Origin of the sequence: Tardiphaga sp. OK245, from assembly GCF_900108575.1 — a bacterium.
Taxonomy (GTDB): domain Bacteria; phylum Pseudomonadota; class Alphaproteobacteria; order Rhizobiales; family Xanthobacteraceae; genus Tardiphaga; species Tardiphaga robiniae.
Genome location: NZ_FNWZ01000003.1, coordinates 318,505 through 344,440, shown reverse-complemented (window position 1 = coordinate 344,440; position 25,936 = coordinate 318,505). Strand labels below are relative to the sequence as shown.

Genomic DNA, 25,936 nt, shown 5'->3' with positions numbered 1-25,936 from the left:
GTTGCCGCTGCATTCCCCCCCTGGTCTTGATCCAGATCAAGCACCCGTCCGACTACCGCCGTTTGCTCTGCGCTAGTCCGAGCCGGTCTACACGACTATGCCAGCGGAGTTCCCATGTCCGACGCCGCCACCTTTGCCGCGCATGAACTCTTACGCGATGGCAGCCCAGTGAATATCCGTGCACTTCGGCACGAGGACGAGCCCGACATGCTCGCCGCTCTGGCTCAGGCCAGCGTACAATCGCTGCAACGACGCTTCTTCGTCATGAAGCGCCATTTCTCTGACAAAGAGCGGGCTTTCTTCATGGACGTCGACTTCGAGAATCATGTCGCGCTGATTGCGCGTGCCGAGGAAGCAGGCGGGAATGTCCTGGTGGGCGGTTGCCGATATATCGTTTCCGAGCCAGCCCGCGCCGAGATGGCCTTCATGGTGGTCGATGGCTGGCAGGGGCGTGGCGTAGGCTCGATTTTGATGCGTCATCTCATCAAACTGGGTAGCGACGCCGGGCTCAAAGAATTGACCGCGGAAGTTCTACCGGAAAACACCGCGATGCGAAAGATTTTCACCAGGTTTGGCTTCAAGGCAGCGCCGCGAAAGGACCCCCAGATCGTCAGTCTGGTGCTCAAGCTCACTTAAGATCTAAAATCGACAAGTCTTGACCCATCCAGATATTAATGACGTGCGCCGCCCTCGCGCGGTCAGAAGAAATCTGGCCCTTCCGACTGCTTCTGACGCAACGCGGATGCGGCCGCGCCTTTCCAGCTTCGAGGTCTTGTTGAGCTAGATCAATACCGGTCCGGCGATGGGATCGGAGTTTCCGCCGTCGCATTCGATATGGAGACGGCGCCGCCATGAAACCCCTGCTCAAGCAAATTCAGCACACACCGCTGCTTTGGATGTTAATCTTCGTGCCTGCCGTACTCGTCACGGAAGCAATAGCGCCGCATTCCCATACGCTGCTGTTCATGCTTTCGGTTCTCGCCATCGTGCCGCTGGCCGCCCTGCTCAGCCACGCGACCGAAGCGGTTGCCGCCAAGACCGGTGACGCCGTCGGCGGATTGCTCAATGCGACGCTGGGAAACTTAACGGAGCTGATCATTGCGATCACCGCGCTACGTGCCGGCCAGTACATGCTGGTGAAGGCGTCAATTGCTGGTGCGATTGTCACCAATGCCCTCTTCATGCTCGGTGCCTGTCTGCTCCTCGGCGGCCTGCGCTACCATGTCCAAGAATATAATCGCTCCGGCGCGCGGCTCTACTCCGGTCTCCTACTCATGGCGACCGTCGCCCTGCTTGCCCCATCCGCAGTCGCCGACCTGGATCTTGTGCAGGGTGAGACCGTCATGCAGAAGCTCAGCATCGGCCTCGCCATCCTGCTCATCATTGCTTACGCACTCGGCCTGCTATTCTCGCTGAAGACCCACAAGGAATTGTTCGCAGGCGCCGCGCATAGCGAAGGCGAGGAACATTGGCCGATTGCCCTTGCGGTGGGCACACTGCTTGTTGTCACTCTGCTGGTTGCACTTGTAAGTGAGATTTTCGTCGAGTCAGTGCAGAAGGCCGCAGCAACATTTGGAATGAGTCCGGCCTTCGTTGGCTTTATCATTGTCTCAATGGTCGGGGCCGCCGCCGAGTTTGCCGTAGCCTTTTCTGCGGCACGCAAGGACCGCCTCGACATGAGCGTTAGCATCGCGCTTGGCAGCGCCTCCCAGATTGCGCTCTTCGTCGCCCCCGCCCTGGTGCTACTCAGCTATGTCGTCGGGCCAATGCCGATGAGCCTGCAATTCTGGCCCGGCGCCGTCACCATGGTCATGATTGCGACCGTGACGGCGAGCTTCATTACGAGCAGTGGCCGCTCGGCCTGGTTCGTCGGCGCCCTGCTCATCTTCATTTATGCAGTTTTTGCGCTGACGCTGTATGTAGTCCCGCCGACGGGCCAAGGGGCGGGGTGAAGTACGCGCTCGGTGGGGACAGCGGGGCGCTAGCGCTCAGCTCTATTTGACATCGAACGCTTCGGATCCTGACTTTCAGAGCATTGATTGAAATCAACTCTCAGGGGACTCTCGCTAGCAGCATCCGTTGAAATCCGTAGGCACTCAGGGCTTTGCCGATGCTGAAGGATACCGCTGAGGACCCGGCGATTATGGTGCAACAACAACTAGGCAAGATAGGGAGCCGAGATGATCACAATTCCTCAACTGACGGCGCAAGCCCTTGGCTCATTTCTCGCGCGGGAAACCGAAGACCGCTTCCGCTCCTCGCATTCCGATTTGACAAAATTGCTGCCCTTTGCAGCTAGGCTGGCATTGGAGTGCATCGGGAATAGTGACGCACTCTATCACAATATCGAACATACCATGCTGGTTACGCTGGTCGGGAACGACATCCTGGCTGGGCGTGCCCTGCAACGTACCACCACCGCAACCGACTATGCGAACTTCATTATGGCCTGCCTTACCCATGACATTGGATATGTGCGGGGCGTTATCCAAGGCGATGAAGACGGCGCTTATGTTGCGGACCTTACTGGGCGCAAAATTGAATTGCCGGTTGGATCCTCCGATGCCGCGCTCGCACCCTACCATGTCGACCGCTCAAAGCTCTTCGTAATTGAGCGGCTCCATGCCGTAGAGGAAGTCGACGCCGCCCGGATTGCCCGGGCCATTGAATACACGCGCTTTCCCTACGTCGACGCGATAAACGGAGAAGGTGATGACCTCGACGAGGAAGAAGGATTGCTGTTGCGTGCTGCGGATCTGATCGGTCAGCTCGGCGATCCCAATTACATAAGGAAATCAAACGCCCTATTCCATGAGTTCGAGGAGATCGGACTGAACAAGGCACTCGGCTATGCAACGCCAGCTGACATCGTCTATAAATTTCCTCAGTTCTACTGGACTAACGTTGCACCGCAGATCCAGCTCGCGATCCGGTATCTCAATGTTACCTCTAGCGGCCGACAATGGATCGCCAGCCTGCACAGCAATGTTTTTCGGGCTGAGCGTGAGGTGAACCTATCGGGGCCGCAGAGATAAACACAAACACTGACGTACTCCCCTAGCCTGCATCAGGAACCTCATCGATGCTTCAGAGCATTGCGCCGCCATTGAGCGCGGCTTTCGCGACGGATCTCCGCCGTCGCGTAAAACAAGGACGTCGTAGTCAGAATTCGGTGTGCCTTATAAACTTTAGTACAGACGACGTGGAGGTCAGCCGACCGCCTCCAAAGGGGCGCTCGCTTCGGTAGGCGCAAGCGCGGTCATCAGCAGATATTTGAGCTTGAGATGGAGGCCGTGCCCGTCGCCATATTGTGGCTTACCGCTAGAATGTCCCATGAGTTCGTCCGTCAATTCGTCTGGACATTCCAGCGCCCGCAGCCGATCCTTGAAGCTGTGCCGGAACGAATAGACAGAATGGCGCGACGACGGCTTCATGCCGTGTTTCTTCATGTGTTTATTGACCGCCGCCGAGAAACTGTCCTCGTTGTCAAAGTAGCGCGCAAAGCCTTTCGGAAAGCGTCGCATCGCTTCGAGAGCGATGCCGACCAGAGGAATGTCGCGCTCCGACGATTCCGTCTTCAGCACGCGTCCGTCGGGAACCACTCGGATATAGGGAATATTGGCATCGAGCACGATATTCGCCGGCAATAGGTTCAGCACCTCGCAGGGTCGCGCGCCGGTGTTGATTAGGATATGCACCGCTGCCGTCGCCTGATCGTTCAGCGCGTCGAAGCCTCCCGAACGCAGGATCGTGTCTACGATAAAAGCGGTCTCGAACGGCTTGCGCTGCCCGCGCTCACCGCCGCTGAGGCGCAGGCCGGCGAACAAACTCTCTTTGTCCAGGTGATGCCGCTGGCTGACGGTTCGAACCATGCGCTGAATATGAGTGATGTTTTTGTTTGCGGTGCCGATGGCAACTTCGCGCTTCACGGCTCGGGCCTGCCAGTGATCGCGGTACTTAAGGGCATCGTCGCGGGTCATCTCTTGCAGCGCCTTATCGGTCACCACTTCGATCAGGATATCGATAGCGCGCTCTTTGCCAGCCTTCCATTTCTTAAGCTGCTTCGGTGAATAGTTCATCCGCTCAGTTGCCGTGGCCGCCTCGAATTCGGCGAACAGGGTCGAAAGCTTGATAAGCGGCTCAGTGACACCACCGAGCACGGCCGCGCGCGTCGCGGGATCATGCAGCCGGTCGCCCTCAGCCAGGGTTTCGATACGTCGCTTCAGCTCGGCCGGCGCTTCCAATGCCACGACCGCAGCGGGGCGATATGAAAGGTCGAGGATGCGCGCCCGCCGGACGGCTTCGGCGTGGTCCGTAGCCGCTCTGCCAGCTTCACCGGCGGCGCATTTCTGCCAGTAGGCTTCGAGGTCCAGATTCATCCGATCGGCGATCAGGGAGGCGCGCCGTCCGTGCCTGTCACGAGCAATGCGCACCTTCGTGGACAGCTTCACGATGCCGCGTTTGTCATAACTCGCGAACTCCTCCGGCACGCGGCGCACGAAGTGCCAGGTCCCGTTGCGCTTAGTCAAATGTTCGCCCATCCCTGCCCCATGTTGGACGTTTTGTTGGACGTTTTTGTCGGCGAAGACCCAAAAAATGTCAAACAATTCGCACTTTTCTTCGCTACTTCAAGATGTTATGCACACCCCCGTTGGCACTGCTAGGGAGCGCCATTCGCGCACTGCCCTGGGTTAGGCCACGTTATTGCCACCCGAGCCTTATTTTCGTTGAACTTGGCCGCGAACCTCCCGAAATTCACGCGTTCTGGATGGTTTTGTCGCGGATTGGAACGATCACACGCCATAGGACTTCGAGCTTCATGGTCGAAATCATGCCGAGCGCTTCCCAGCACAGTTACGCGTCCGAACCCAGTCACACCTGGCGCATTAGCCAGCAGCCGATCATGGTTGCGGCTGCGGCCCTGTTTCTGGTCGTGATCGGCATCGGCGGCATCTTTACGTGGCGCAGCTATAGCGGCGCAACGCCGGAGCCGGAGCGGCTCACCGCATCGCGCCTGCAACAGGCCCGTGTGGCGCAGGCGTCCGAACAGCTGATCGAAAAGACCAAAGGCATCGAGGCCACGCAGCAGCAGTCGATCGATCAGCTTCAGGTCGTGCAGGATCAGTTGCAGACCATGCAGCGTCTGATGACAGCGCAGCAGAACGAAGCGCGCAAGCTCAACGAGCAGGTCGGCGCCCTCACCTCCACGCTCGACACTCTCCGGCAGTCTTTTGCCAGCACCTCGGCGACTGACGACAAGCCTGCCGCGCGTGAGCAGCCGCGCCGTTCACGATCCCGCGCTGCCGCCAACAAGGGCCGTCAGAAGATGAAGATCGTTGTGCAGCGCAAGCGCCCCGGGGCGCGCGGCTAAGCCATCCCGCGCGATTGTTCCCGAGCACACGTGAACTGCTTGTACTCTCCACAGCACCGCGCCTAGTCTGTCTGGCCGAACGCAATCTGCACTGCTCAAGGTGCGAGATCATGCGATACCGGCAGGGAGCGAGACATGAAGCATGACGGCGGCGATCACCTTCACGCGCACGACAGCGCGATGACCGAGAAATACGGCAGCACCACACTGGCAACACTCCGCAAGATCTACGGCAAGTTCTTCGCAGCCGGGCATCCCGACACGCTCACGCTCAGCGAAGTGCTGCCGAAGCTCAACGACACGTCGCTCAGTCAGCTCCGCCGCGATCACGACACTGGACATCTCAAGAAGAAGATCTCGAAGGCGGCGTGATGCGACGCGTTGGCGCTGTGGCTAGAACGCCTTGCGCAGCAACAACACGGTGAGGACGATCACGACGACCGGCGCTCCCAGTGTCACCGGGAGCAACCATGGACTGTCGGCGTCGATGAGTGTGCCGGGAATGACGCCGATCAAGGCATGATCGACGATCCAGACCATTGCGGACACGATACTGGCGGTTTCGAACTTCAGACGCGGCATGCCGGCGATGCCCGCGACGCTGGTGACCAGCGCGCGCGCCGGCCCGATATGATAACCGACCATGATCGCCGCGATGCCGTAGCGCTCGAATAGCCCGCGTACCCGCGCCACCAGTTGCTGACGCGATTGGAGCATCCGCATCTCCAGCAGCCTCGGCCCGCACCGTTTGCCGAGCTCATAGGACACGCTCATGCCGAGCACCGCACCGCCGATGGCCCAAAGGACGAAAGTCCAGGATACCACGCCGGCGCCGATCAGCACGCCGGTCGCCGTCACGATGGCCGCAGCCGGAACGACAAAACTGGAGCCGACCAGACATCCGAAGAAGGCGATGACGAAGCCAAGCGGCCCAGCCCAATCGGCTTGCGCCGCGATCAGCGCCGAGATTTTCTGAATGATGTCCATCAGGGAGGAGATTCCGAACCGGCGCGCTGTGTTTCGTCCATCACCAGCAATGAAACAAAACCGCGGTCGAAGAAACCGTTTCCTCGCCTCCGCGCAAACTGCCTGAAGCGAACGCCCTCTATCCCATTGCTCCAACGACGCGCCGATCGGCGCACGGATGGACACAAGATCGAGGGACACACGATGACATTCACCACCGCGAAGCTCGCCGCCGCCACTGTTCTTGCATTCGGCATGCTGACCACCGTCTGCCACGCCTACAGCGCCGAACAGGAACAGCTTTGCACGGGCGATGCGATGCGACTGTGCAGTTCGGAAATCCCGGATGTCGATCGCGTCACGGCTTGCATGATCCGCAACAAGTCTCAGCTAAGCGATGGCTGCAAGTCGGTCTTTGCGCCTGCCTCGGCCTATCAGCCGGCATCGCTACGGACCACGAAGCCGGTCAATCTGGTGCCGGCCCGGATTCGCTGACGCCTAGCGCCGGCGCGCCACGGCGACGCCGAGCAGAAAAGCAACCAGCAGCGACCCCAGCGGCGCTTCACGCGCAACATTGGCCAGGATGCTCAAGGGCATGCCTGGCTTCTTGCCGGACTCGATGGCACCGCCGATGCGGTGCGCGGTCTCGGTCACCGCCTCTTTCACATCCGTGATCGTTTCTGTGATTGTCGACCTGGCCTCAGGCACGGGCTCGACGCCTTCGTAGATGTAGGGGGGTGTCTTTGCGTCGTCGGCCATGGTCATTTCCCGTGCGGCATGAGCTGTGTCAGCCCAATCGACCGAACACTGATTGGTTCCGGCCCTGGCCCGGGCCCGCTAGCTTCTCTTTTGTCGCAGGCGGCTCCCGCAAGAGTCACTCTTTTCGGTCTGCCCGGCCGTCTATAATTAAGTTCCATGAACCTGCTCGAATCGCTCCCCACCGTGATCGGTATCGCCGCCGTGGCACCAGCTCTGCTGTTGCTGTGGCTGGTGATTGCTGCCGATGAACGGCCGGGGCCGCCCGGGTTGGTCTGGGCGTCATTCCTGCTGGGGGCCGCCAGCATCTCCCTGCTCGGCTATGCCCGCGCGCTGTTCGCAGCAATTCCGGGTCTTACGGACAACCCGACCCTGGCCATGGTGCTCCACGCTGTGTTTGGCGTCGCCGCGCCGGAGGAGATCGTGAAGATCTTCGTCATCATCGCGGTGTCCACCCAGCGCGCCCGGACGGCCGATCCAATGGACACGGTGGTTTATGGCGCCGCCGCCGGCCTCGGCTTCGCCGCCTACGAGAATCTCGTCTATCTCCTGCAATATCCCGAGATGTGGCGGACGCTCGCGGTGCTGCGCAGCGTACTGACCGTACCATTTCACGGCGCGCTCGGCGTCATCGCCGGCGCTTACATCGCCATCACCCGCTCCGGCCGTGCGCTCGGCGCCCATCGCCGCGACGGCTGGGCCTTCATTCGCACGCCCATGCTCATTGTTCTCGCGCCAGTGACGCTGCATGCTTGTTTCGATCTTCCTTTGCTGACGCTGCAGCGACATCCGGAGATCGTCGGCGTGATGCGCCGCGTGCTCGAGGCCGCCGGCGTGGTGATCGGCTTCGGCACCATTGCGTTGGCGGCGCGGCTGGTCAGGCGGATCGGCGCGCATCATGCGCCACATACCGAGGTGTCACGCGAGCGGCTCAGCCAGTTGCGCGGCATGTGGGCGCTGCTGGTCGCCGGCGGCGGCGCGGGCTTTGCCGGCACAGCCTTTTTGCTGACCTCGATTCATCACTGGTTTACGAACCCGGCGCGCAACGTCACCATGGTGCTGATCCCACTCGGTCTGGCATCCATCGCCATCGGCGCCGTGCTGCTGGTGCTGACGACGACAGCCTATATTCTCGGGCGCAACCGCATGCGCACGGCCGCGCCAGCCATGACCGCGCAGTCGTAACGTTCAAGACCTCACGCGACATTCGAGCTATTCCCGATCAACAAACTTGCACGCTTCCGCGTGTGAGCGGATAAATGCAAGCTACGGCCAGCATGCTGCCGGCCCGATCAGGACATTGCCGCCATGACCATGCCGCCCAACCTCGCCGAGCTGCAATCGAAGATGAGCGACGCCGTGCGCGCGCACTGGAAGGCATTTCTAATCGAGGGCATAGTGCTGGTGATCCTCGGCTTCGCCGCAATGATCGTGCCGCAGGTGGCCAGCATCGCCGTCACCGTCATGCTGGGCTGGATGTTCTTCATCTCGGGCGTTGCCGCGCTGCTGATGACTTTCTGGGCCCGTCAGACACCAGGCTTCATCTGGTCGCTGATTTCAGCAATCCTCGGCATCGGCGCCGGCATCATTCTGCTTACGCGCCCGGCCGAAAGCACGCTGACACTGACATTCGTGGTTGGCGTCTATTTCCTCGCCGAGGGCGTAGCGACCATCATGTACGCGCTCCAGCATCGCAAGGAACTGTCGGAGCGCTGGAGCTGGATGGCCTTCTCCGGCCTGATGGATATCGTGATCGCCTTCATCATCATCTCGGGCCTGCCCGGCACGGCAGCCTGGGCCATCGGCTTGATGGTCGGCATCAATCTGGTGATCGGCGGCGCTTCGCTGATCGGCTTGGCGATGGCCGCCCGCAAGAAGGCCTGACCCCGCCAACTGTCTGCAGGGACTCAGCAGCCCTTGCAGATATTCTTGATCATGCGATCAAGCTCGCGATCCTGCGCGTCGATGCGGGACGGATCGTTCTTGCCGGTCTCCGGCGGCAAATCGCCCGGGCGCGGCTGGCGATGGCCGACGGGAGCCTCTGGCAGAGCACCGCCGCTGTTGGTCTGTGTGGTCGGCTGCGAGCGCAGGCCCTTGGGTGGCAGGTTGCGGGACGAATCCTGCGCCAGAGCCAGCGAATGGCCGAGAACGAACAGGCCTGCCGTCATCACGAACAATGTTTTCATTTTTTGTCTCCGACACCAGGTGGCGCGTGTAAGCCGATCGCTACGGCTTCGGTGGATAGATATGAACGTCGCCGCAGTAATCCACAACACGATAGACCGATTCCGCAGAAGCTTCACCGTCAGGCTTGAGGTTGACTGAAGAATTCTCGGACAAATATTCGGGACCGATCGGCGCCTTGCCATAACCGCCGGGAATATCGAGCACATAATCCGGCTGGCACAATCCGGAAACATTGCCTCGAATAGCGCGCATCAAGGCCTGTCCCTCCGCGATGCTGGTGCGCAAATGTGCGGTGCCAGGCGCGAGGTCGCCGTGATGCAGATAATAGGGCTTGATGCGGCACTCGACGAAACCGCGCATCAGTGCCGTCAGCGTCGCCGCATCGTCATTGACGCCGCGCAGCAATACCGACTGGCTCACCATGGGAATGCCGGCATCCACCATCAGCGCGCAGGCCGCACGTGCAGCATCCGTCAGCTCGCGCGGATGATTGGCATGCAGCGCCACCCATGTGCTAGCGCCCGTGACTTTCAATGCATCCACCATTTCCGCACTCACGCGGCCGGGATCAGCCACGGGGACCCGCGTATGCAATCGAATGATCCTTACATGCGGGATATCAGCGAGATCCGCCATGATCTCGCTCAATCGCCGCGGCGACAGCATCAGGGGATCGCCGCCGGTGAGGATTACCTCCCAGATCTCGTCATGGCTGCGGATGTAATCCAGCGCCGCTGCATAAGCCTCACGCGACAGCGCGGTCTCCTTGCCCGGCCCCACCATCTCGCGGCGGAAACAGAACCGGCAATACACCGCGCAGACATGTACCAGCTTGAACAGTACACGGTCGGGATAGCGATGCACGATGCCGTCGATTGGCGCATGGGCGTGATCACCGATCGGATCAGCGTTCTCTTCGGGCTGCGCGTTCAGTTCATCCACACTCGGAATGTACTGGCGCGCGATCGGATCGTCGGGATCGCTGCTGTCGATCAGTGCGGCTACGGCCGGCGTCACCGCGACCGCATAACGCGCGGCGACTTTCTCCAGATCGGCCAGCGTCGAGGCTGGCGCGAGACCGTTTTCGATCAGGTCGCTGGCTTGCCGCAGGGTCGTCGCAACTTTCACGTGACGGTTCATGACACACCTGCCGGCGGCGTCCACACCACCTGATCGATCCGCGTCGCGCCCGACGCCAGCATCACCAGCCGGTCGAATCCGAGTGCAACACCGGATGCAGGCGGCATCGTTGCGACGGCCTCAAGAAACTCCTCATCGAGCGGATAGCGCTCGCCATAGCGACGCTCTTTTTCGTCCATGGCTTCCGTGAAGCGGCGGCGCTGTTCGTCAGCATCCGTCAGCTCGCCAAAACCGTTGGCGAGTTCGACGCCGCAGGCATAGACCTCGAAGCGTTCGGCCACGCGTCGGTCACCTTCTTTGGTGCGCGCCAATGCCGCTTCCGGCGACGGGTATTCAAACAGCACGGTCATCCGTCCCAGCCCGAGATGCGGCTCGACATGTTCGACCAGAATCTTGCTGAAAATATCCGACCACGTATCGTCATCGCTGATCCGCACCTTGCCAGTTGCAGCCGCCGCCAGCTTAGCGCGATCGCCCTCGGCGCCATCGATGCTCGCAAGCAGATCGATATCCGCAAAACGCGTGAAGGCCGCTGCCACGGTCAACATCTCCGGCTCGGCAAACGGATCGGCAACCTGACCGCGAAACGTAAACTGCGTGATGCCTGTCGCCTGCGCCGCGCATGCAATGATCGCTACGCAATCGGCGATCACAGCCTCATAGCTCTCCTCGGCACGATACCATTCCAGTATCGTGAATTCAGGCAGGTGCTTGTCACCGCGCTCCCGGTCGCGAAACACCCGGGCGAATTCGAAGATTTTCGTCTCGCCCGCCGCCAGCAGCTTCTTGCAGGCGAATTCCGGCGATGTTCGTAAATACCGCGAGAACCGCTCGCCGTCGCGGTCGATCAATGTCGTCTTTGGCGCATGCAGATGGGTCTCATTGCCCGGTGAGACCTGCAGGACGCCAGTCTCGACCTCCAGGAAGCCCTGAGCCTCAAACCACGTCCGGATACTCTTCGTGATCGCTCCCCGCGCCAGCAGGAAGCCCCGGCGGTCCTGGTGCCGCGCCGGGCTCCACCAGGGCGACGGACGGTCGGTTCCAGTCATCGGCAAACGGCCCTTTTGGGTTGCAAAACGCTGGCATCGCCGCGTGAAATCAGTATGTTGCCCCCCGAAACCGCTTCGCTGGCCACAGGACACACACGTCCGGATCGGTCCCGGGCCTGAAATCTAGGAAACATATCTGTGAAAGTCATCGCCAGTTCTATTCGCAAGGGCAACGTCATCGAGCAGGAAGGCAAGCTCTACGTGGTTCTGTCCGCGGAGAACATCCACCCCGGCAAGGGAACCCCGGTCAGCCAGATCGAAATGCGCCGAATCAGCGACGGTGTGAAGATCTCGGAGCGCTACAAGACCACTGACCAGGTGGAAAAGGCGACGATTGAAGACCAGAACTTCAATTACCTCTACAAGGATGCCGACGGCTTCCATTTCATGAACAACGACAATTACGACCAGGTTCAGGTGCAGAAGGACGTCATCGGCGATGCCGAGCCCTATCTGCAGGAGAACATGACCGTAAAGCTGTCGCTGCACGGCCTCGTTCCGGTGGCGATCCAGATGCCGCAGCGCGCGACCCTCGAAGTCGTCGATACCGAGCCGGTGACCAAGGGCCAGACCGCGTCGTCGTCCTACAAGCCTGCCATGCTGTCCAACGGCGTCCGCACCAACGTGCCGCCGCATGTTGGTACCGGCACCCGCATCGTGGTGCTGATCGAGGACGGCTCCTACATCGAACGCGCCAAGGACTAACAGCTCCCGCCGTCGCAAGATTGCCGCAAGTCGGCCTCACCTTTTTCGCAAGACCGCCGGAAGCCAAAAAAGGCCCCCGGCGGTCTTTTTCATGCGTGACTTCAATATGTTGACGGCCTCCCCGCGCCGCGACGCATTGCCCCTGCCGCCGCGCAAATCATGCGGCTACAATGGGGCATGACCACGCGCGATTCCCTGATCGACCGACGCCGCCTGCTCCGATCCGGCCTGGGTGCTGGCGCGCTGCTGGCCATGCCCGGGACCGCCTCTGCGGCCCCCGCGGGCTTCGACGCGTGGCGCGACGGCTTTCGTGCAAAGGCAATTGCCAAAGGCGTCTCCGACGCGACCTATTCGCGCGTGATGGGCCGTATCGAGCCGGACATGTCCGTGTTCACCAAGATGCAGAAGCAGCCGGAATTTCACGAGCAGCTCTGGCAATACATCAACCGCCGCGCCTCCGACTGGCGCATCGCCGCCGGCAAGGACGCGCTGCGCAAGAACGAAGCCGTGTTCGACCGTATCGAGCGCGACTTCGGCGTCGAGCGCGGCACGTTGCTGGCGCTGTGGGGCGTCGAGTCCGCCTATGGCGATCCCATCGTGCAGCAGAACCATATGCGCCCGGTGTTTCCGTCGCTGGCCGCACTGGCGTGGAACGAGCCGCGCCGCCGCGCCTATTGGGAAACCGAACTCATCAACGCGCTGAAGATCGTCGATAAGGGCTGGGGTACGCCCGACGAGATGCGCGGCTCCTGGGCCGGTGCAATGGGCCACACGCAATGGATGCCGGAAGTCTGGCTCAATGTCGGCATCGACTATGACCGCGACGGCCGCGTCTCGCCGTTCGGCAAGCCTGACGATGCGCTGGGCTCAAGCGCACGCTTCCTCGTTAATCGCGGCAAATATCCGCGCGGCGAACACTGGGGCTATGAAGTCCGCGCCAATGGCGCCAGCTCATCGGATAGCAATCGCAGTTTTGCAGCATGGTCCGCAGCCGGCGTTACGCGCGCCGATGGACAGCCGTTCCCGCAGGCCACTGCCAATGCCAAGCTCTGGGTGCCTGTGCAGGGCGGTCCGGCCTTCCTGCTCGGCCAGGGCTTCTACGCCGTGCGCAGCTATAACCCGTCGATGAATTATGCGCTGGCGATCTGCCATCTCGGCGATCGCATTCTCGGCGCGCCGCCTTTCATCCAGCCGTTCCCCGGCTCGGAACGCGCGCTCACACTCGCCGAAGTGCAGGAAGTGCAGACACGCCTCACCCGCGCCGGTTTTGATACCGGCGGCACGGATGGCCGCGTTGGCAACGACACGATGAAGGCGGTGCGTGATTTCCAGACGAAGGCGGGACTGCTGCCGGCGGATGGCTATGGCGGGCTGAAGGTGCTCGCGCGGTTGCGGCAAGGCGGCTGAGCCGTTCCGTCAAATGCACGCCATCCGCTGCGGATCGACGTAACGATCGTAGTCTTCACCCGAGAGCAGTCCTAGCGCGATCGCTGCTTCGCGCGGTGTGATGGACTCGTCCAGCGCCTTGGCTGTGATGAGCGCGACCTTGTCGTAGCCGATCACCGGATTGAGCGCTGTCGCGAGCAGCGGCGCGTTGGCGACATTCGCGGCGAGCTGTCGCCGATCGACGTCGAGATCGCGGATTAATCGGGACGTAAAGACATCGATGCCATCGGCGAGGATGCGGATCGACTGCAGAACATTGTAGATGATCACCGGCTTGGCAACGTTGAGCTCGAAATTGCCGGATGCGCTGGCTGCGGTGACGACGGCGTTGTTACCCGTCACCTGAAAACACACCTGCGCAAGCATCTCAGCGATGGTGGGATTGCGTTTGCCTGGCATGATCGACGACGTCAGCCCGTCATGCGGGATGACAAGCTCACCGAGTCCGCAGCGCGGACCCGAACCGAGGAAGCGCACGTCGTTCGCGATCTTCAGCAGCGTCACAGCCAGGCCGTTAAGCGTGCCTGACACTTCGACAAGCGCGTCATGTGCACCCATGCCTTCGAACTTGCTCGGGTTCGGGACGAATGCAACGCCGGTCAGTGCGTTCAGGTGCTCGCAAAAGGCGCTGTCGAATCCCTTTGGCGCATTGAGCCCCGAGCCGACGGCCGTGCCGCCCTGGGGCAGCATCAGCAGACGCGGAAACACTGCTTCGATGCGGTCAATCGCATGGCCGATCTGACGGGCGAAGGCATCGAAGGCCTGCCCCATGGTCATCGGCACGGCATCCATCAGATGCGTGCGTCCGATCTTCACGACGTCAGAGAACGCGTCCGCCTTGGCGCGAAGATCATCGCGTAGCGTCTTTAAGGCCGGGAGCAAGCGCCCGCGCAACTCCAGCGCCGTTGCCACATGCATCACGGTCGGAAAGCTGTCGTTCGATGACTGTGAGCAATTGACGTGATCGTTGGGATGAACGGGTGATTTGGTCCCAAGCGGCTGGCCCAGCAATTCATTGGCGCGGTTTGCGATCACCTCATTGGCGTTCATGTTGGTCTGGGTGCCGGAGCCAGTCTGCCAGATCGGCAACGGGAAATGATCGTCGAAACGGCCTTTCTGAAGTTCGAGTGCCGCTGTTTCGATCGGCGCTGCGATCTCCGGCGTGATCGTCCCGAGTTGCAGATTGGCGCGAACGGCCGCGATCTTCTGCAGGGCGAATGCACGGATCAGCGCGACCGGGAAACGCTCATCGCTAACCTGGAAGACCTCAAGCGCGCGTTGGGTCTGCGCGCCCCAATAGCGGTCCGTCGGCACCGCGATGGTGCCGAAGGAGTCATGTTCCGTGCGAACGTCACTCACGAGTCTGGCTCACTGCGCGCCGACAACGCCCGCCGCCTTGATGATCGGCGTCCACTTGTCGATCTCGGATTTCAGATGCGCGGCCAGCGCATCGGGCGTCGCCCGTTCCGGCGCCACTGGCTGCACGCCGAGCCCGGCAAGCCGGCTCTTCACAGTCTCGTCCTTCAGCGCCACGTTCAACGCCGCAACGAGTTTGTCGATGATCGGCTTGGGTGTGCCCTTCGGCGCGAACAGGCCGTACCAGACGGTGTAGGTAAAGCCCGGCAAGCCGGCTTCGGCTGTCGTGGGCAGTTTTGGCAGCGCCGGCGCCTTCTCGGTGCTGGTGACGGCGTAGCCCTTGATCGTGCCGCCGTCGACATTGCCGACCACGTTGACGATCTGGTCGCACATGACATCGACCTGTCCGCTCATCATGTCGTTCATCGCCGGACCAGCGCCGCGATAGGCGATCTGGGTAGGCTGCGTACCGGTCGCTGCATTGAGCAGCAGACCGCACAGATGCGACGCCGATCCGATGCCGGCATGCGCGTAGTTCACTTTCTCCTTGTTCGTCTTCATCCAGGCGATCAGCTCGGCGAGATTGGCTGCCGGGAGATCCTTGCGTGCCACGAATACTGACGGCAGATCGACAGCGAGGCCGATCGGCTCATAGTCCTTGATCGGATCGTATTTGAGCTTGGGATACAGCGCGGGATTGGTCGCGTGGCTGATATGGATCAGCAGCAGATTGTAGCCGTCCGGCGGCGAGGCGGCGACCTTGGCGCTGCCGATGGAGCCTCCGGCACCCGTCGTGTTCTCGACGATGACCTGCTGCTTCAGCGGGCCGCTCATGCCCTGCGCCAGCAGCCGCGCGATGGTGTCGCCGGGGCCACCTGCCGAATACGGCATGTTCATGGTGATGGTACGGGTCGGATAATCCTGCGCCAGGCTTGGGCCGGCCAGCAGTGCACCGGCGAGCACGAATGTGGTCGTCAAAATGTTCCTCGTCATCGAAATTCCTCCCCTGTTGTGTGTGTGTTGTTTCAGTGTCCGCTCATGCTCAGCACGCGATCGACCATCGGACCGCAGAGGCCGAGATAGTTGGCCGGGTCGCAGTGACGCCGGATGGCATCCTTGCCGCCAAGCGCTTCGGTAATTTCCGGAACCTCGGCGAGGATATCCGCAAGCTGTCCGCCGCCTTCGATCGCCTTGCGGCAGGCGTCGTAGACGACGTCATGCGCATGCTGGCGGCCGAGTTTCGGCGCCGCTGCCATCATCACAGCTTCGGCGACGATAAGGCCGCGTGTCAGATCCAAATTCTCCAGCATGCGCTTTTCGTGAACCACGAGTCCGGCCAGCATGAATTTGGCATTTGCCAGCGACGAGGCAGTGAGCAGGAAGCTCTCCGGCAACGACACCCATTCGAGATGCCAAGGCCCCGTTGCACGTTCCAGATCATGGATCATGCCGTCGAGCATGGTCGCGACATGCTGGCGCACCGCCTTGGCAGCGGCGAGCATCAGTTCGCTTGAAATCGCGTTACGCTTTTGCGGCATCGTCGATGACGCCCCGCGACCGGGCACGAAAGGCTCAGACACTTCGCCGAATTCGGACGATGACAACAGCATGACGTCGGTAGCGATCTTGCCGAGCGTACCGGTGATCAGGCCAAGCAGCGTGACCGCCTCGGCGATGCCGTCGCGGGCGACATGCCAGGTGATCGAGGGCTGATGCAGGCCGAGCTCCTCGCAGAACAGCTTTTGCATCTCCAGGCCGCCCTCGCCCACCGATGCGAGCGTCCCCGCGGCGCCGGAGAACTCGCCGAGCAGGATGCGCGGCAATGCCTGATCGACGCGCTCAATGTGCCGATCGATGGAGGACAGCCAGACGGCAGCCTTGTAGCCGAAGGTCACCGGCAGCGCCTGCTGCAGATGGGTGCGCCCGGCCATCGGCGTGTCGCGATATTTTTTCGCCATGGTAGCGAGGATGTCGCGGACCTCGCACAGATCGCGCGCAACGATCTGCAAGGCCGCGCGGATCTGCAAGACGTTGGCGGTATCCATGATGTCCTGGGTGGTCGCACCCCAGTGGACGTAGCGGCCCGCCTCTCCTGCGGCTTCGGAGAGCTGATGGACCAGCGGCAGGATCGGGTAGCCGACGATTTCGGTCTCAGCTCGGAGCTTGTCGAAATCGATCCGGATCGATTTGGCGGCGGCCTCGATGGCCTGCGCGGCTTCCTTGGGGACAACGCCGAGACGGGCCTGGGCGCGGGCCAGCGCGACTTCGGCCTCGATGTAGCGGCCGACCAGGGCTACGTCGGCGAAGACCGCCCGCATTTCCGCGGTGCCGAACATGTCCCGAAACAGGACCGAATCGAAAACCGTGCTGCCCATAACGCTTCCTCTTATTATGTTCGTACATATTAAATTGTCCGAACATAAACTGTGTGTCAATCTCCTTCCTTGACGGGATGGTCGCCAATCAGGCTTCCATCCTGCGATCAGGGACTTAGGGGTCGAGGGACGACGGTGGAAAAGCGTTACGCGTTCGTGGCCCGAGCACTGACCGAGGCCATTGCAGACGGACGGCATCCGGTCGGGTCCGTGCTGCCGACAGAGTTCGAGCTGGCGGACCAGTTCGCCGTGAGCCGATCAACCGTGCGCGCGGCGATGCAGGAGCTTCAGGCGTCCGGCTTGGTCAGCCGAAAACGTAATGCGGGCACGCGCGTCGAGGCGGCCTCTCCCGCCAAGGGCCGTGATGGCTTTACTCAGGCACTCAATACAATCGAGGCGGTACAGCAGTTCGGCACCGAGACCGAACGACACGTGCAGCATGTCGCCGACATTGTTGCGGACAGCGAGCTGGCCAGCCAGCTCGGATGCCGACCGGGTCGCCGCTGGCTGTGTATCTCAAGTCTGCGCACGATTCCCGGCGACGTCACACAGACGCCGATCTGCTGGACCGATGTCTATATCGACGGCGCCTTCGCCGACGAGGTGCGCGCGAAGATGGGCGGGCATCACGAAATCTTCGGCACGCTCGTCGAGAAAATCTCGGGACGACGCTTCGTTGAGATCCGCCAGGACATCTCTGCGGTTGGCGTGTCGGACGCGATGGCGGAGCCGCTGAAGGCAACGGCTGGCGCGCATGCGCTGTCCATTCGGCGGCAGTATCTGTTCGCGTCAAACGAGCTGGCTGAAGTCTCGCTCAGTATTCATCCGGCGGACCGGTATCGGTATTCGACGCGGCTGCTAAGGCGAGAACGCGTGCAGGAGTAAAGTGGGAGAATGCAGCTGAAGTCACGTTACGGCTGGCGAAGCCATGTAATGAACTGCTCGACATCAGCCCGATCGTATCCGAGCAATTCGCCAATCACGCGTTCCAGATCCGGGCGCCGCCCCGGCAGCAAGGTGAGATAGAGGCTCTGCACCATGAGCATCGCCGGAATGCGCCATGCCTCTTGGGCGTCGGCATAGAGTACGTAACGCGTGGAAAGTTCTCTGCCGTTTGAAAGCGTATACTTCTCAATCTTCTCGGCTTTGACGAAGCGCCCATTCGCCACGAACTCATCGAAGCGAGGGTCGGGATAGTCCGTGTATTTTTCACTGCCTTCGAACACAAACATGCTGAGATGCTTCTGCCCGGCGATCATCAGATCGAATTCGCGTCCTTCATGAGGTCCCACATAAGACGGCGCTTCTTCCGACATCACGCTACCTGATCATCTTCGGCCCGGGATCCGGCGCCGCCACGTCGATCACGCGCATCTGCACGCGCTCGGCACCTTGCCAGCGATCGACGGTCAGCGAGCCCGCCACATGGACAGGCTGACCACGCAACTCCTGCAACGCGTTGCCGAGCTTCTGCCCCACTGAACGAAACGCGATGCCGTTGACGATGGCGCCGTCCGACGCCTTGAAGCGCAGCCGCAGATGCGCCTGCCCGACTTCATCGACATAGACGAGCTGATGCGCCGGCAGCGCAATCACCGGCTCGGGATTGGCCTGCCCGAACGGCCCGGCGCGATTGAGCGTATTCACGAGATCCGTCGTCACACCGCGCGCAGTGATAGCGCCATCGATGAAGAGTTCTTTCTCGTTGCGGGACTTGCCGACATCCGCAGCCAGCGCGCTTTCGATATAGGCGCGGAATTCGCCGAGCCGTTCCTTGCGTAGCGTGATGCCCGCGGCCATGGCGTGGCCGCCACCTTTCATCAGAAGCCCATCGGCAACAGCTTGCCGCACGGCTTTGCCGAGATCGACGCCGGAGATCGAGCGGCCAGACCCCGTGCCAATTCCGCCAGGCTCCAGCGCGATGGCAAAAGCCGGACGCGCAAATTTCTCCTTGAGCCGCGAGGCGACCAGACCGACGACGCCGGGATGCCAGCCTTCAGACGCGGTCACGACTACGGAGCCTTTGTCTTCGAGCCCCAGTGACGCCAGCGCCTCCGCTTCGGCCTGCGCTTCCGCGGCCTGCTCGATCACGCGGCGTTCGATGTTCAGCCGATCGAGTTCGGCAGCGATCTTCGCAGCCTCGGAAATATCGCCTTCGAGCAGCAGCCGCACGCCCAAATCGGCGCGCCCGATACGGCCGCCGGCATTAATACGCGGTCCCAGCATGAAGCCGAGATGCCATGCTTCCGGCGGGCCGTTCAAACGCGCCACATCCATCAGTGCGGTGTGCCCGATGTGATCGCGGCGGCGCAATGCGATGAGACCCTTGGCGACGAAGGCGCGGTTCAGGCCGATCAGCGGCGCTACGTCGGCCACGGTGCCCAAGGCCACATGATGCAGCATGCCCAGAAGATCCGGCTCCGGCATCTCCGCGGTCCAGAAGCCGCGCTTGCGCAATTCGCGATTGACCGCGACCAGCGTGATCAGCACGAGGCCCACGGCAGCGAGATGACCGAGACCGGAAATATCGTCGAGCCGATTGGGATTCACGACGGCATCGACTTCAGGCAATTCCTCGCCGGTCTGATGGTGATCGATGACAACCACAGACATGCCGAGCTTCTTGGCCTCGGCCAGCGGCTCAAAACTGGTCGTGCCGCAATCCACGGTGACGAGCAGCGTGGCGCCCTTGCCCGCCAGCGTCTTGATGGCATCCACATTGGGGCCGTAGCCCTCGAAGATGCGATCGGGAATGTGGATCTGCGGGTCGAGCCCGCAATGGCGCAGGTGCCAGGCCAGCAGCGCCGACGATGTCGCACCGTCGACGTCGTAGTCGCCGAAGATCGCCACTTTCTCCCGGCGCTGCGCGGCATCCGCGATACGCTTCGCTGCCGCTTCCATCTGCGTAATAGTGAAGGGATCCGGCATCAGCTTGCGGATGGTGGGATCGAGAAAGTCTTCGACCGCGTCGAGCTCGATATTGCGGCCGGCGATGACCCGCGCCAGCATTTCCGGCAATTGGAAACGCTGCACCATGGCCAGCGCCCGCGCCGCCCCGCGCTGATCCACCCGGTCGCGCCAGATCCGCCCGGTGGCGGATTCGGTAACGCCGAGAAAGGCCTGCTGGGATTCGACGGGAATGATGGTCGGTGGCGTCATGGCATCAGCAATAGGCCGCGCAGCCGCTTTCGGCAAATCCCAAGCCGGTCAGCAGCCCATCCGCTTCGCCAGATCGTTGAAGTCGTCGGCCACCACGTCCCACGGGCCCTCGGCCTTGAAATCGCGGTTCTGGTGCGGGCCGTATTCAGTGACCCGCGGCACGAAGGCGGTCTTGAGGCCGAGTTTGTGTGCGGCATCGAGATCGCTGTTATGGGCGGCGACCATCATGACGTCCGCAGGCTTCAGATTGAGCAGTGCGGCCGCGCCGAGATAGGCCTGCGGATCTGGCTTATAGTGTTCGAACAGTTCCGCGCTCATGATCAGGTCCCATGGCAGGCCGGCGAATTTCGCCATGTTGGTCAGCAGCGCGACATTGCCGTTCGACAACGGGCTGATGACGTATTTGGTCTTCAAGCGCGTCAGACCGCTGACCGAATCCGTCCACGGATACAGCCGGTGCCAGCCGAGTGTCATGTGATGCAGATCGTTGTCCGAGAGCCCGTTGATGCCGAACTTGGCGACCAGCACATCGAGTGACTGCCGATGCAGCGTATCAAGCTTGACGAAACCGCGTTCGGGATGATCGCGCACCACATCCATCGACGGCATATAGGCCTGCCGCCAGGCATCGACGAGCGCAGTCCAGTCTGCGGTGATGCCGCGCGCTTTGCCGAACGCGGTACAGTCAGCAATCAGGCTGGAACGCCAGTCAACCACGGTGCCGAACACGTCGAACACCAGAGCCTTGACGTTATCGGTCTCGCTCATGGTCTCATCCCCGTTTTGTTTTCTTGGTTTTTAATTCGAATAATCGGAGCGCATGTTGGCGCGCTCGGATTGCCTTTAATTAGAGTATCTTCCGGTATTGCATAAATCCGGAATTGTCCGCGACCTGATCGTAGAGAATTCTGGCCTGCGCATTCTCGTTCTGTGTCAGCCAATGCACGCGGCTGCAGCCATCAGCCTTGGCCTTTGCATAAACCGCTTCGATCAAAGCGCGGCCGACGCCGAGCCCACGCGCATTGCTGTCAACGAACAGATCCTGCAGATAGCAGTAATTGCCGGGCGTCCAGGATGAGCGGTGATACAGGAACTGCACGATGCCGGTGAGCTTGCCGTCCACATAGGCGCCGAGCAGGAACATCTGCTCATTGGCGTCGTGGAAACGCTTCCACGCCGTATCGGTCGCGGCCTGTGGCAGCGTCGCCTTGTAGAACGTCAGATAGCCCTGCCACAGCGGCTCCCAGGCAGCCCGCTCGTCGGGGTCGACCGGGTGGATGTCAACATTCGCCTTCGCCATGTGACCGAACTCAATCCAGGTGGAATTTTTCGAGCTGGCGGTGCTCGCCCTTGATGATGCGCACGGTGCCAGTCACTGAACGCATCACGATGGTCTCGGTCTCGATGACGTCGCCGCGGAACTTGACGCCCGACAGCAATGCGCCGTCGGTGACACCGGTGGCGGCAAACAAGCAGTCGCCCTTCGCCATGTCCTCGATGCCATAGATCATCTTCGGATCGGTGACACCCATCTTCAGCGCACGCTCGCGCTTCTCGTCGGTATCGAGGATCAATCGGGTCTGCATCTGGCCGCCGATGCAGCGCAGTGCTGCAGCTGCCAGCACGCCTTCCGGTGCGCCGCCAATGCCAAGATAGATGTCGATGCCAGATTTGGCGGGATCGGTGGTGTGGATGACGCCGGCGACGTCACCGTCCGGAATGAGACGCAACGCCGCCCCAGTCGAGCGGATCGCTGCAATCAATGCTTCGTGCCGCGGCCGCTCAAGCACGAGGGCGGTGATCGCCGACACCGGCACGCCCTTGGCCTTGGCGAGGCGCTTGATGTTCTCTTCCGGCGATGCGTCGATGTCGATCACGTTCTTGGCGTAGCCCGGACCAATCGCAATCTTGTCCATATAGACGTCGGGCGCGTGCAGCAGCGTGCCGCCGTCGGCCATCGCCATGGTGGCGATCGAGCCCGGCATGTCCTTGGCGCACAGTGTCGTGCCTTCCAGCGGGTCGACGGCAATGTCGACCTTCGGGCCGGCATTGATGCCGACCTTTTCGCCGATATAGAGCATCGGCGCTTCGTCGCGCTCGCCCTCGCCGATCACGATGGTGCCATCGATCGGCATCTTGTTGAGCTCGCGGCGCATCGCATCAACCGCTGCCTGATCCGCCGCCTTCTCCTGCCCATGACCACGCAGCCGCGCAGCCGACACTGCCGCGCGCTCGGTCACGCGAACGATCTCCAGCGTCAGAATGCGCTCGAGCAGTTGCTGCGGCGGGACGGTAATATGGGTCGACATTGGCGGGCTCCTTCTACGGTGGGACGAATGTCCCCGTACAACTCTCAACGCGTGGATTTAGTTCTTCTCGATGCGAATAACCTGCGGCTTGCCTGATATCACCTTGTCGCTCTGCACCGCCTGCAGGGCGCGACGCATCGCGTCCTCGGTGGTGGCGTAGGTGATCAGGATAACAGGCACTGGTGACGATTTCGTGCTCTTGCCAACCGGCTCGATGCCGCCATTCGGATGGCGCTGCACGATCGACTCCAGCGAGATCTTCTGCTCGGCCAGACGCGTTGCGATGCGTGCGGCCGTGCCGGCAAGATCACGCGCCATCAGGCGGATGTAATAACCACCTTCATGGCGTTCCATCGGCGCCTTGGTGGTGGTCTTGAGCTTCTCAACCGGCCGACCAAACGGCAACGCGCGCACATTGCGTGCGACATCGGCGATATCGGCAAGAACCGCAGACGCCGTCGCGGCGCCGCCAGCGCCGGGACCGACCAGTGTAATCGGCGCAATGCCTGCGCCATCAACCGTGACGGCGTTAGTGACGCCCATGACCTGCGCGATGGAGGACGACAGCGGCACCATGGTTGGATGCACGCGCTGTTCGATGCCAGTCGCGGTGCGCATGGCAACGCCCAGCAGCTTCACGCGATAGCCGAGCTCTGCAGCAGCGCGCAGATCTTCAGCGGCGATGGACGAAATGCCCTCGACCGAAACAGCGCTCTGCGCGACCTTGGTCCCGAATGCGAGGCTGGCGAGAATGGCCAGCTTCTGCGCGGTGTCGTGGCCATCGACGTCGAAGGACGGCTCGGCCTCGGCGTAGCCAAGCCGCTGCGCGTCTTTAAGGCATTCCTCGAAGGACAGGCCCTCCAGCTCCATCCGGGACAGGATGTAGTTGCAGGTGCCGTTGAGAATACCGTAGACGCGATTGATATCGGTGCCGACGAGACCTTCGCGGATGGTCTTGACGATCGGAATGGCGCCAGCGACGGCGGCCTCGTAGTTCAGCGCGCCGCCGTGCTTCTCAGCCGATGCGGCTAGCTTCAGGCCATGCTTGGCGATCAGTGCCTTGTTCGCGGTCACGACCGACTTGCCGGCGCGCAGCGCCGCCTCGATCGACGACAGCGCGGGATCGCCAACGCCGCCCATCAATTCGACGAAGCACTCGACATCGGGATGCTGCGCAACCGCGATCGGATCCTTCATCCAGTCGATGCCGCGCAGATCAACGCTGCGCTTCTTAGTCTTGGAGCGCGCGGTGACAGCAACCACCTTGACGCCACGACCGCAGCGAGCGGCCAAAATCGAGTTCTGCTGTTCGATGAGACGGACAACTTCGGCACCAACGGTGCCGAGTCCCGCGATACCCACTTTGAGGGGTGCGACCATTAAGCTTCAGACCTGTCGGAATTCTTGTTGAGCGATGACCGGTCCGAAAACCGGTTGCCGGTTTTCGGGGATCACGCCTATCGCCGGTTGGCGAGAGGAACCACGTTGTGCAACGTTTCGAGACCGCTTTCAAGGAAGCGGCGAATGCCGCGGGCAGCCTGGCGAATGCGCTGTTCATTCTCGACCATCGCGATGCGGACATAGCCTTCGCCATGCTCGCCGAAGGCGACACCGGGAGATACCACCACGCCGGACTTTTCAACGAGAAGCGTTGCAAACTGCATGCTGCCGACTTCGCGGAATTTCTCCGGCAGCGGCGCCCAGGCGAACATCGACGCCGAGGGCGGCGGAATGTCCCAGCCGGCACGGCCGAAAGACTCCACCATTGCATCGCGACGCTTGCGATAGACGTCACGCATCTCGCGAATGCAGTCGTCCGGGCCGTTCAGCGCGGCAGTCGCCGCGACCTGCACGGGCGTGAACGCGCCGTAGTCCAGATAGGATTTCACCCGCGTCAGCGCGGCAATGATGCGCTCGTTGCCGACCGCAAAGCCCATACGCCAGCCGGCCATGGAGAATGTCTTCGACATCGAGGTAAATTCGACGGTGACGTCCATCGCGCCCGGCACCTGCAGCACCGAGGGCGGCGGGTTCTTGTCGTCGAAATAGACCTCCGCATAAGCGAGATCGGAGAGGATGTAGATTTCGTGCTTCTTCGCGAAGGCGACGAGGTCCTTGTAGAAATCGAGCGTCGCCACCTGCGCCGTCGGGTTCGACGGATAGCAGACGATCAGCGCGATCGGCTTCGGGATCGAATGGATGATGGCGCGCTCGACAGCCGCGAAGAAATCCGGCGTCGGCTCGGAGGGCACCGAGCGGATCACGCCGCCGGCCATCAAGAAGCCGAAGGCATGGATCGGGTAGCTCGGATTCGGGCACAGCACGACGTCGCCGGGCGCGGTGATCGCCTGGGCGACGTTGGCGAAGCCTTCCTTGGAGCCCAGCGTCGCCACCACCTGGGTGTCCGGATTGAGCTTCACGCCAAAGCGGCGCTCGTAATAGCCGGCCTGGGCCTTGCGCAGGCCGGTGATGCCCTTCGAGGCCGAATAGCGGTCGGTGCGCGGCTTGCCCAGGGTCTCCTTGAGCTTCTCGATCACATGCGGCGGGGTCGCAAGATCCGGATTGCCCATGCCGAGGTCGATGATATCGGCGCCAGCGTTTCGCGCGGCGGCCTTGGCCCGGTTGACCTGTTCGAACACATAGGGCGGCAATCGGCGGATGCGGTAGAATTCTTCCATGGGATCGGGCTCCAGAACCGCTTCATCATGCGGTTGAATCGCTTCTTTTTATCACGGAAGCCCGGTGACACCAGTCACGACGGGCAGTTTTGACTATTTGGCCGCCGGTTTGGCCGGCAGCACGACGGCCTGGCGGTCGCGGGCGGCAGTCAGTTCGGCCTGCATCTTGGCCTGATCCGCCGGCGCCATGGCGGTGCCTTCGCGGGTGGTCGGCAGATCATGAACCGGCAGATAGGTGCCCACCTCGGCCGGACGCGCCGGAGCGCCCGCCGGCGTCCCCACCATGGGCATGTCGGCGATGGTCGAGGCGCAGCCGCCCAGAGGCAAGCCAAGCCCCAGCAAGGCGGCCGCTGTCGCCGCCCGCCCGCTGCGACCACCAATTGCCCTGAATGTGCCTCTACGCGTCACGCCACAACCCTACATCGCATTAGAATCGATT

General features: G+C 61.8%; 28 protein-coding genes. 11 read left to right on the top strand and 17 right to left on the bottom strand.

Going from position 1 to position 25,936, the window contains the following annotated elements:
- Window positions 1-114 precede the first annotated feature (114 nt).
- The 3 genes from BLW80_RS14220 to BLW80_RS14210 all read left to right on the top strand — a co-directional run bounded on the left by BLW80_RS14220 (window position 115) and on the right by BLW80_RS14210 (window position 3,035).
- Window positions 115-636, top strand: a complete 522-nt coding sequence (locus BLW80_RS14220) for a GNAT family N-acetyltransferase (protein ID WP_093758461.1) — start codon at window positions 115-117, stop codon at window positions 634-636.
- A 215-nt stretch (window positions 637-851) separates the two neighbouring features.
- Entirely contained in the window at window positions 852-1,952 is a 1,101-nt protein-coding gene (cax, locus tag BLW80_RS14215) for a calcium/proton exchanger (RefSeq protein ID WP_093758460.1), read from the top strand.
- 228 nt (window positions 1,953-2,180) lie between these two features.
- Window positions 2,181-3,035: a metal-dependent phosphohydrolase gene (locus BLW80_RS14210; protein ID WP_093758459.1), complete on the top strand. Its 855-nt coding sequence runs from the start codon at window positions 2,181-2,183 to the stop codon at window positions 3,033-3,035.
- A 174-nt stretch (window positions 3,036-3,209) separates the two neighbouring features.
- Here BLW80_RS14210 and BLW80_RS14205 read toward each other — a convergent pair whose 3' ends face one another.
- A complete protein-coding gene (locus BLW80_RS14205) occupies window positions 3,210-4,607 on the bottom strand; it encodes a site-specific integrase (protein WP_244528232.1) in 1,398 nt (465 codons plus the stop codon).
- A 212-nt stretch (window positions 4,608-4,819) separates the two neighbouring features.
- Here BLW80_RS14205 and BLW80_RS14200 point away from each other — a divergent pair, with 212 nt between their 5' ends.
- Entirely contained in the window at window positions 4,820-5,371 is a 552-nt protein-coding gene (locus BLW80_RS14200) for a hypothetical protein (protein WP_244528231.1), read from the top strand.
- 135 nt (window positions 5,372-5,506) lie between these two features.
- Window positions 5,507-5,743 (top strand): hypothetical protein, encoded by a 237-nt coding sequence (locus BLW80_RS14195; RefSeq protein ID WP_068736536.1) that lies wholly within the window; start codon window positions 5,507-5,509, stop codon window positions 5,741-5,743.
- A 21-nt stretch (window positions 5,744-5,764) separates the two neighbouring features.
- Here BLW80_RS14195 and BLW80_RS14190 read toward each other — a convergent pair whose 3' ends face one another.
- Window positions 5,765-6,358 carry a DedA family protein gene (locus tag BLW80_RS14190; protein WP_093758457.1) on the bottom strand — a complete coding sequence of 198 codons (594 nt, stop codon included), beginning with the start codon at window positions 6,356-6,358 and terminating at the stop codon, window positions 5,765-5,767.
- 183 nt (window positions 6,359-6,541) lie between these two features.
- Here BLW80_RS14190 and BLW80_RS14185 point away from each other — a divergent pair, with 183 nt between their 5' ends.
- Entirely contained in the window at window positions 6,542-6,832 is a 291-nt protein-coding gene (locus BLW80_RS14185; RefSeq protein ID WP_175368942.1) for a hypothetical protein, read from the top strand.
- Window positions 6,833-6,835: 3 nt separating this feature from the next.
- Here BLW80_RS14185 and BLW80_RS14180 read toward each other — a convergent pair whose 3' ends face one another.
- Window positions 6,836-7,096 (bottom strand): hypothetical protein, encoded by a 261-nt coding sequence (locus BLW80_RS14180; RefSeq protein WP_068736902.1) that lies wholly within the window; start codon window positions 7,094-7,096, stop codon window positions 6,836-6,838.
- A 156-nt stretch (window positions 7,097-7,252) separates the two neighbouring features.
- On the opposite strand from BLW80_RS14180, the gene BLW80_RS14175 reads away from it, so the two are divergent.
- On the top strand, window positions 7,253-8,278 hold the full coding sequence (locus tag BLW80_RS14175) for a PrsW family glutamic-type intramembrane protease (protein WP_093758456.1): 1,026 nt from the start codon (window positions 7,253-7,255) through the stop codon (window positions 8,276-8,278).
- Between the two features lie 123 nt (window positions 8,279-8,401).
- Window positions 8,402-8,977 carry an HdeD family acid-resistance protein gene (locus BLW80_RS14170; RefSeq protein ID WP_089264182.1) on the top strand — a complete coding sequence of 192 codons (576 nt, stop codon included), beginning with the start codon at window positions 8,402-8,404 and terminating at the stop codon, window positions 8,975-8,977.
- A gap of 23 nt (window positions 8,978-9,000) precedes the next feature.
- On the opposite strand, the gene BLW80_RS14165 is transcribed toward BLW80_RS14170, so the two are convergent.
- Genes BLW80_RS14165 through epmA form a run of 3 tightly spaced genes read right to left on the bottom strand, consistent with a single transcriptional unit; the run spans window position 9,001 to window position 11,469 of the window.
- A complete protein-coding gene (locus BLW80_RS14165) occupies window positions 9,001-9,279 on the bottom strand; it encodes a hypothetical protein (protein WP_081422013.1) in 279 nt (92 codons plus the stop codon).
- A gap of 40 nt (window positions 9,280-9,319) precedes the next feature.
- Window positions 9,320-10,420, bottom strand: a complete 1,101-nt coding sequence (locus tag BLW80_RS14160) for a lysine-2,3-aminomutase-like protein (protein WP_093758455.1) — start codon at window positions 10,418-10,420, stop codon at window positions 9,320-9,322.
- The gene (gene epmA, locus BLW80_RS14155; RefSeq protein WP_093758454.1) at window positions 10,417-11,469 is read right to left on the bottom strand and encodes an EF-P lysine aminoacylase EpmA; all 1,053 of its coding nucleotides are present in this window, start codon (window positions 11,467-11,469) and stop codon (window positions 10,417-10,419) included. Before epmA ends, BLW80_RS14160 begins: the two co-directional genes overlap by 4 nt.
- Window positions 11,470-11,607: 138 nt before the next feature.
- On the opposite strand from epmA, the gene efp reads away from it, so the two are divergent.
- Together efp and BLW80_RS14145 are read left to right on the top strand one after the other, a co-directional pair.
- Complete coding sequence (efp, locus tag BLW80_RS14150) at window positions 11,608-12,174, top strand: elongation factor P (RefSeq protein WP_068736546.1); 567 nt, start codon at window positions 11,608-11,610, stop codon at window positions 12,172-12,174.
- Window positions 12,175-12,351: 177 nt separating this feature from the next.
- Entirely contained in the window at window positions 12,352-13,581 is a 1,230-nt protein-coding gene (locus BLW80_RS14145; RefSeq protein ID WP_093758453.1) for a lytic murein transglycosylase, read from the top strand.
- 9 nt (window positions 13,582-13,590) lie between these two features.
- Here the strand turns inward: BLW80_RS14145 and BLW80_RS14140 are convergent, their stop codons facing one another.
- The 3 genes from BLW80_RS14140 to BLW80_RS14130 are packed head-to-tail and all read right to left on the bottom strand — an operon-like array spanning window position 13,591 to window position 17,351.
- Window positions 13,591-14,979 (bottom strand): class II fumarate hydratase, encoded by a 1,389-nt coding sequence (locus BLW80_RS14140; protein WP_093758452.1) that lies wholly within the window; start codon window positions 14,977-14,979, stop codon window positions 13,591-13,593.
- A gap of 9 nt (window positions 14,980-14,988) precedes the next feature.
- Window positions 14,989-15,975, bottom strand: a complete 987-nt coding sequence (locus BLW80_RS14135; protein WP_502688615.1) for a tripartite tricarboxylate transporter substrate-binding protein — start codon at window positions 15,973-15,975, stop codon at window positions 14,989-14,991.
- A gap of 26 nt (window positions 15,976-16,001) precedes the next feature.
- Window positions 16,002-17,351 (bottom strand): class-II fumarase/aspartase family protein, encoded by a 1,350-nt coding sequence (locus tag BLW80_RS14130; RefSeq protein ID WP_093758450.1) that lies wholly within the window; start codon window positions 17,349-17,351, stop codon window positions 16,002-16,004.
- Window positions 17,352-17,486: 135 nt separating this feature from the next.
- On the opposite strand from BLW80_RS14130, the gene BLW80_RS14125 reads away from it, so the two are divergent.
- The gene (locus BLW80_RS14125) at window positions 17,487-18,236 is read left to right on the top strand and encodes a GntR family transcriptional regulator (protein WP_093758449.1); all 750 of its coding nucleotides are present in this window, start codon (window positions 17,487-17,489) and stop codon (window positions 18,234-18,236) included.
- Between the two features lie 26 nt (window positions 18,237-18,262).
- Here BLW80_RS14125 and BLW80_RS14120 read toward each other — a convergent pair whose 3' ends face one another.
- From BLW80_RS14120 to BLW80_RS14085, 8 genes are all read right to left on the bottom strand, one after another.
- Window positions 18,263-18,667, bottom strand: coding sequence for a hypothetical protein (locus BLW80_RS14120; RefSeq protein WP_093758448.1), 405 nt, complete (start codon window positions 18,665-18,667; stop codon window positions 18,263-18,265).
- A gap of 4 nt (window positions 18,668-18,671) precedes the next feature.
- Window positions 18,672-20,510, bottom strand: coding sequence for a single-stranded-DNA-specific exonuclease RecJ (recJ, locus tag BLW80_RS14115; RefSeq protein WP_093758447.1), 1,839 nt, complete (start codon window positions 20,508-20,510; stop codon window positions 18,672-18,674).
- 48 nt (window positions 20,511-20,558) lie between these two features.
- Window positions 20,559-21,278, bottom strand: a complete 720-nt coding sequence (locus BLW80_RS14110) for a haloacid dehalogenase type II (protein ID WP_093758446.1) — start codon at window positions 21,276-21,278, stop codon at window positions 20,559-20,561.
- A 79-nt stretch (window positions 21,279-21,357) separates the two neighbouring features.
- A complete protein-coding gene (locus BLW80_RS14105) occupies window positions 21,358-21,810 on the bottom strand; it encodes a GNAT family N-acetyltransferase (protein ID WP_093758445.1) in 453 nt (150 codons plus the stop codon).
- 10 nt (window positions 21,811-21,820) lie between these two features.
- Window positions 21,821-22,819, bottom strand: a complete 999-nt coding sequence (gene glpX / locus BLW80_RS14100) for a class II fructose-bisphosphatase (protein ID WP_068736567.1) — start codon at window positions 22,817-22,819, stop codon at window positions 21,821-21,823.
- Window positions 22,820-22,876: 57 nt separating this feature from the next.
- Window positions 22,877-24,199 carry a homoserine dehydrogenase gene (locus BLW80_RS14095; RefSeq protein WP_093758444.1) on the bottom strand — a complete coding sequence of 441 codons (1,323 nt, stop codon included), beginning with the start codon at window positions 24,197-24,199 and terminating at the stop codon, window positions 22,877-22,879.
- Window positions 24,200-24,276: 77 nt separating this feature from the next.
- On the bottom strand, window positions 24,277-25,497 hold the full coding sequence (locus BLW80_RS14090; RefSeq protein ID WP_093758443.1) for an LL-diaminopimelate aminotransferase: 1,221 nt from the start codon (window positions 25,495-25,497) through the stop codon (window positions 24,277-24,279).
- 93 nt (window positions 25,498-25,590) lie between these two features.
- Entirely contained in the window at window positions 25,591-25,905 is a 315-nt protein-coding gene (locus tag BLW80_RS14085) for a hypothetical protein (protein WP_502688602.1), read from the bottom strand.
- Window positions 25,906-25,936 lie beyond the last annotated feature (31 nt).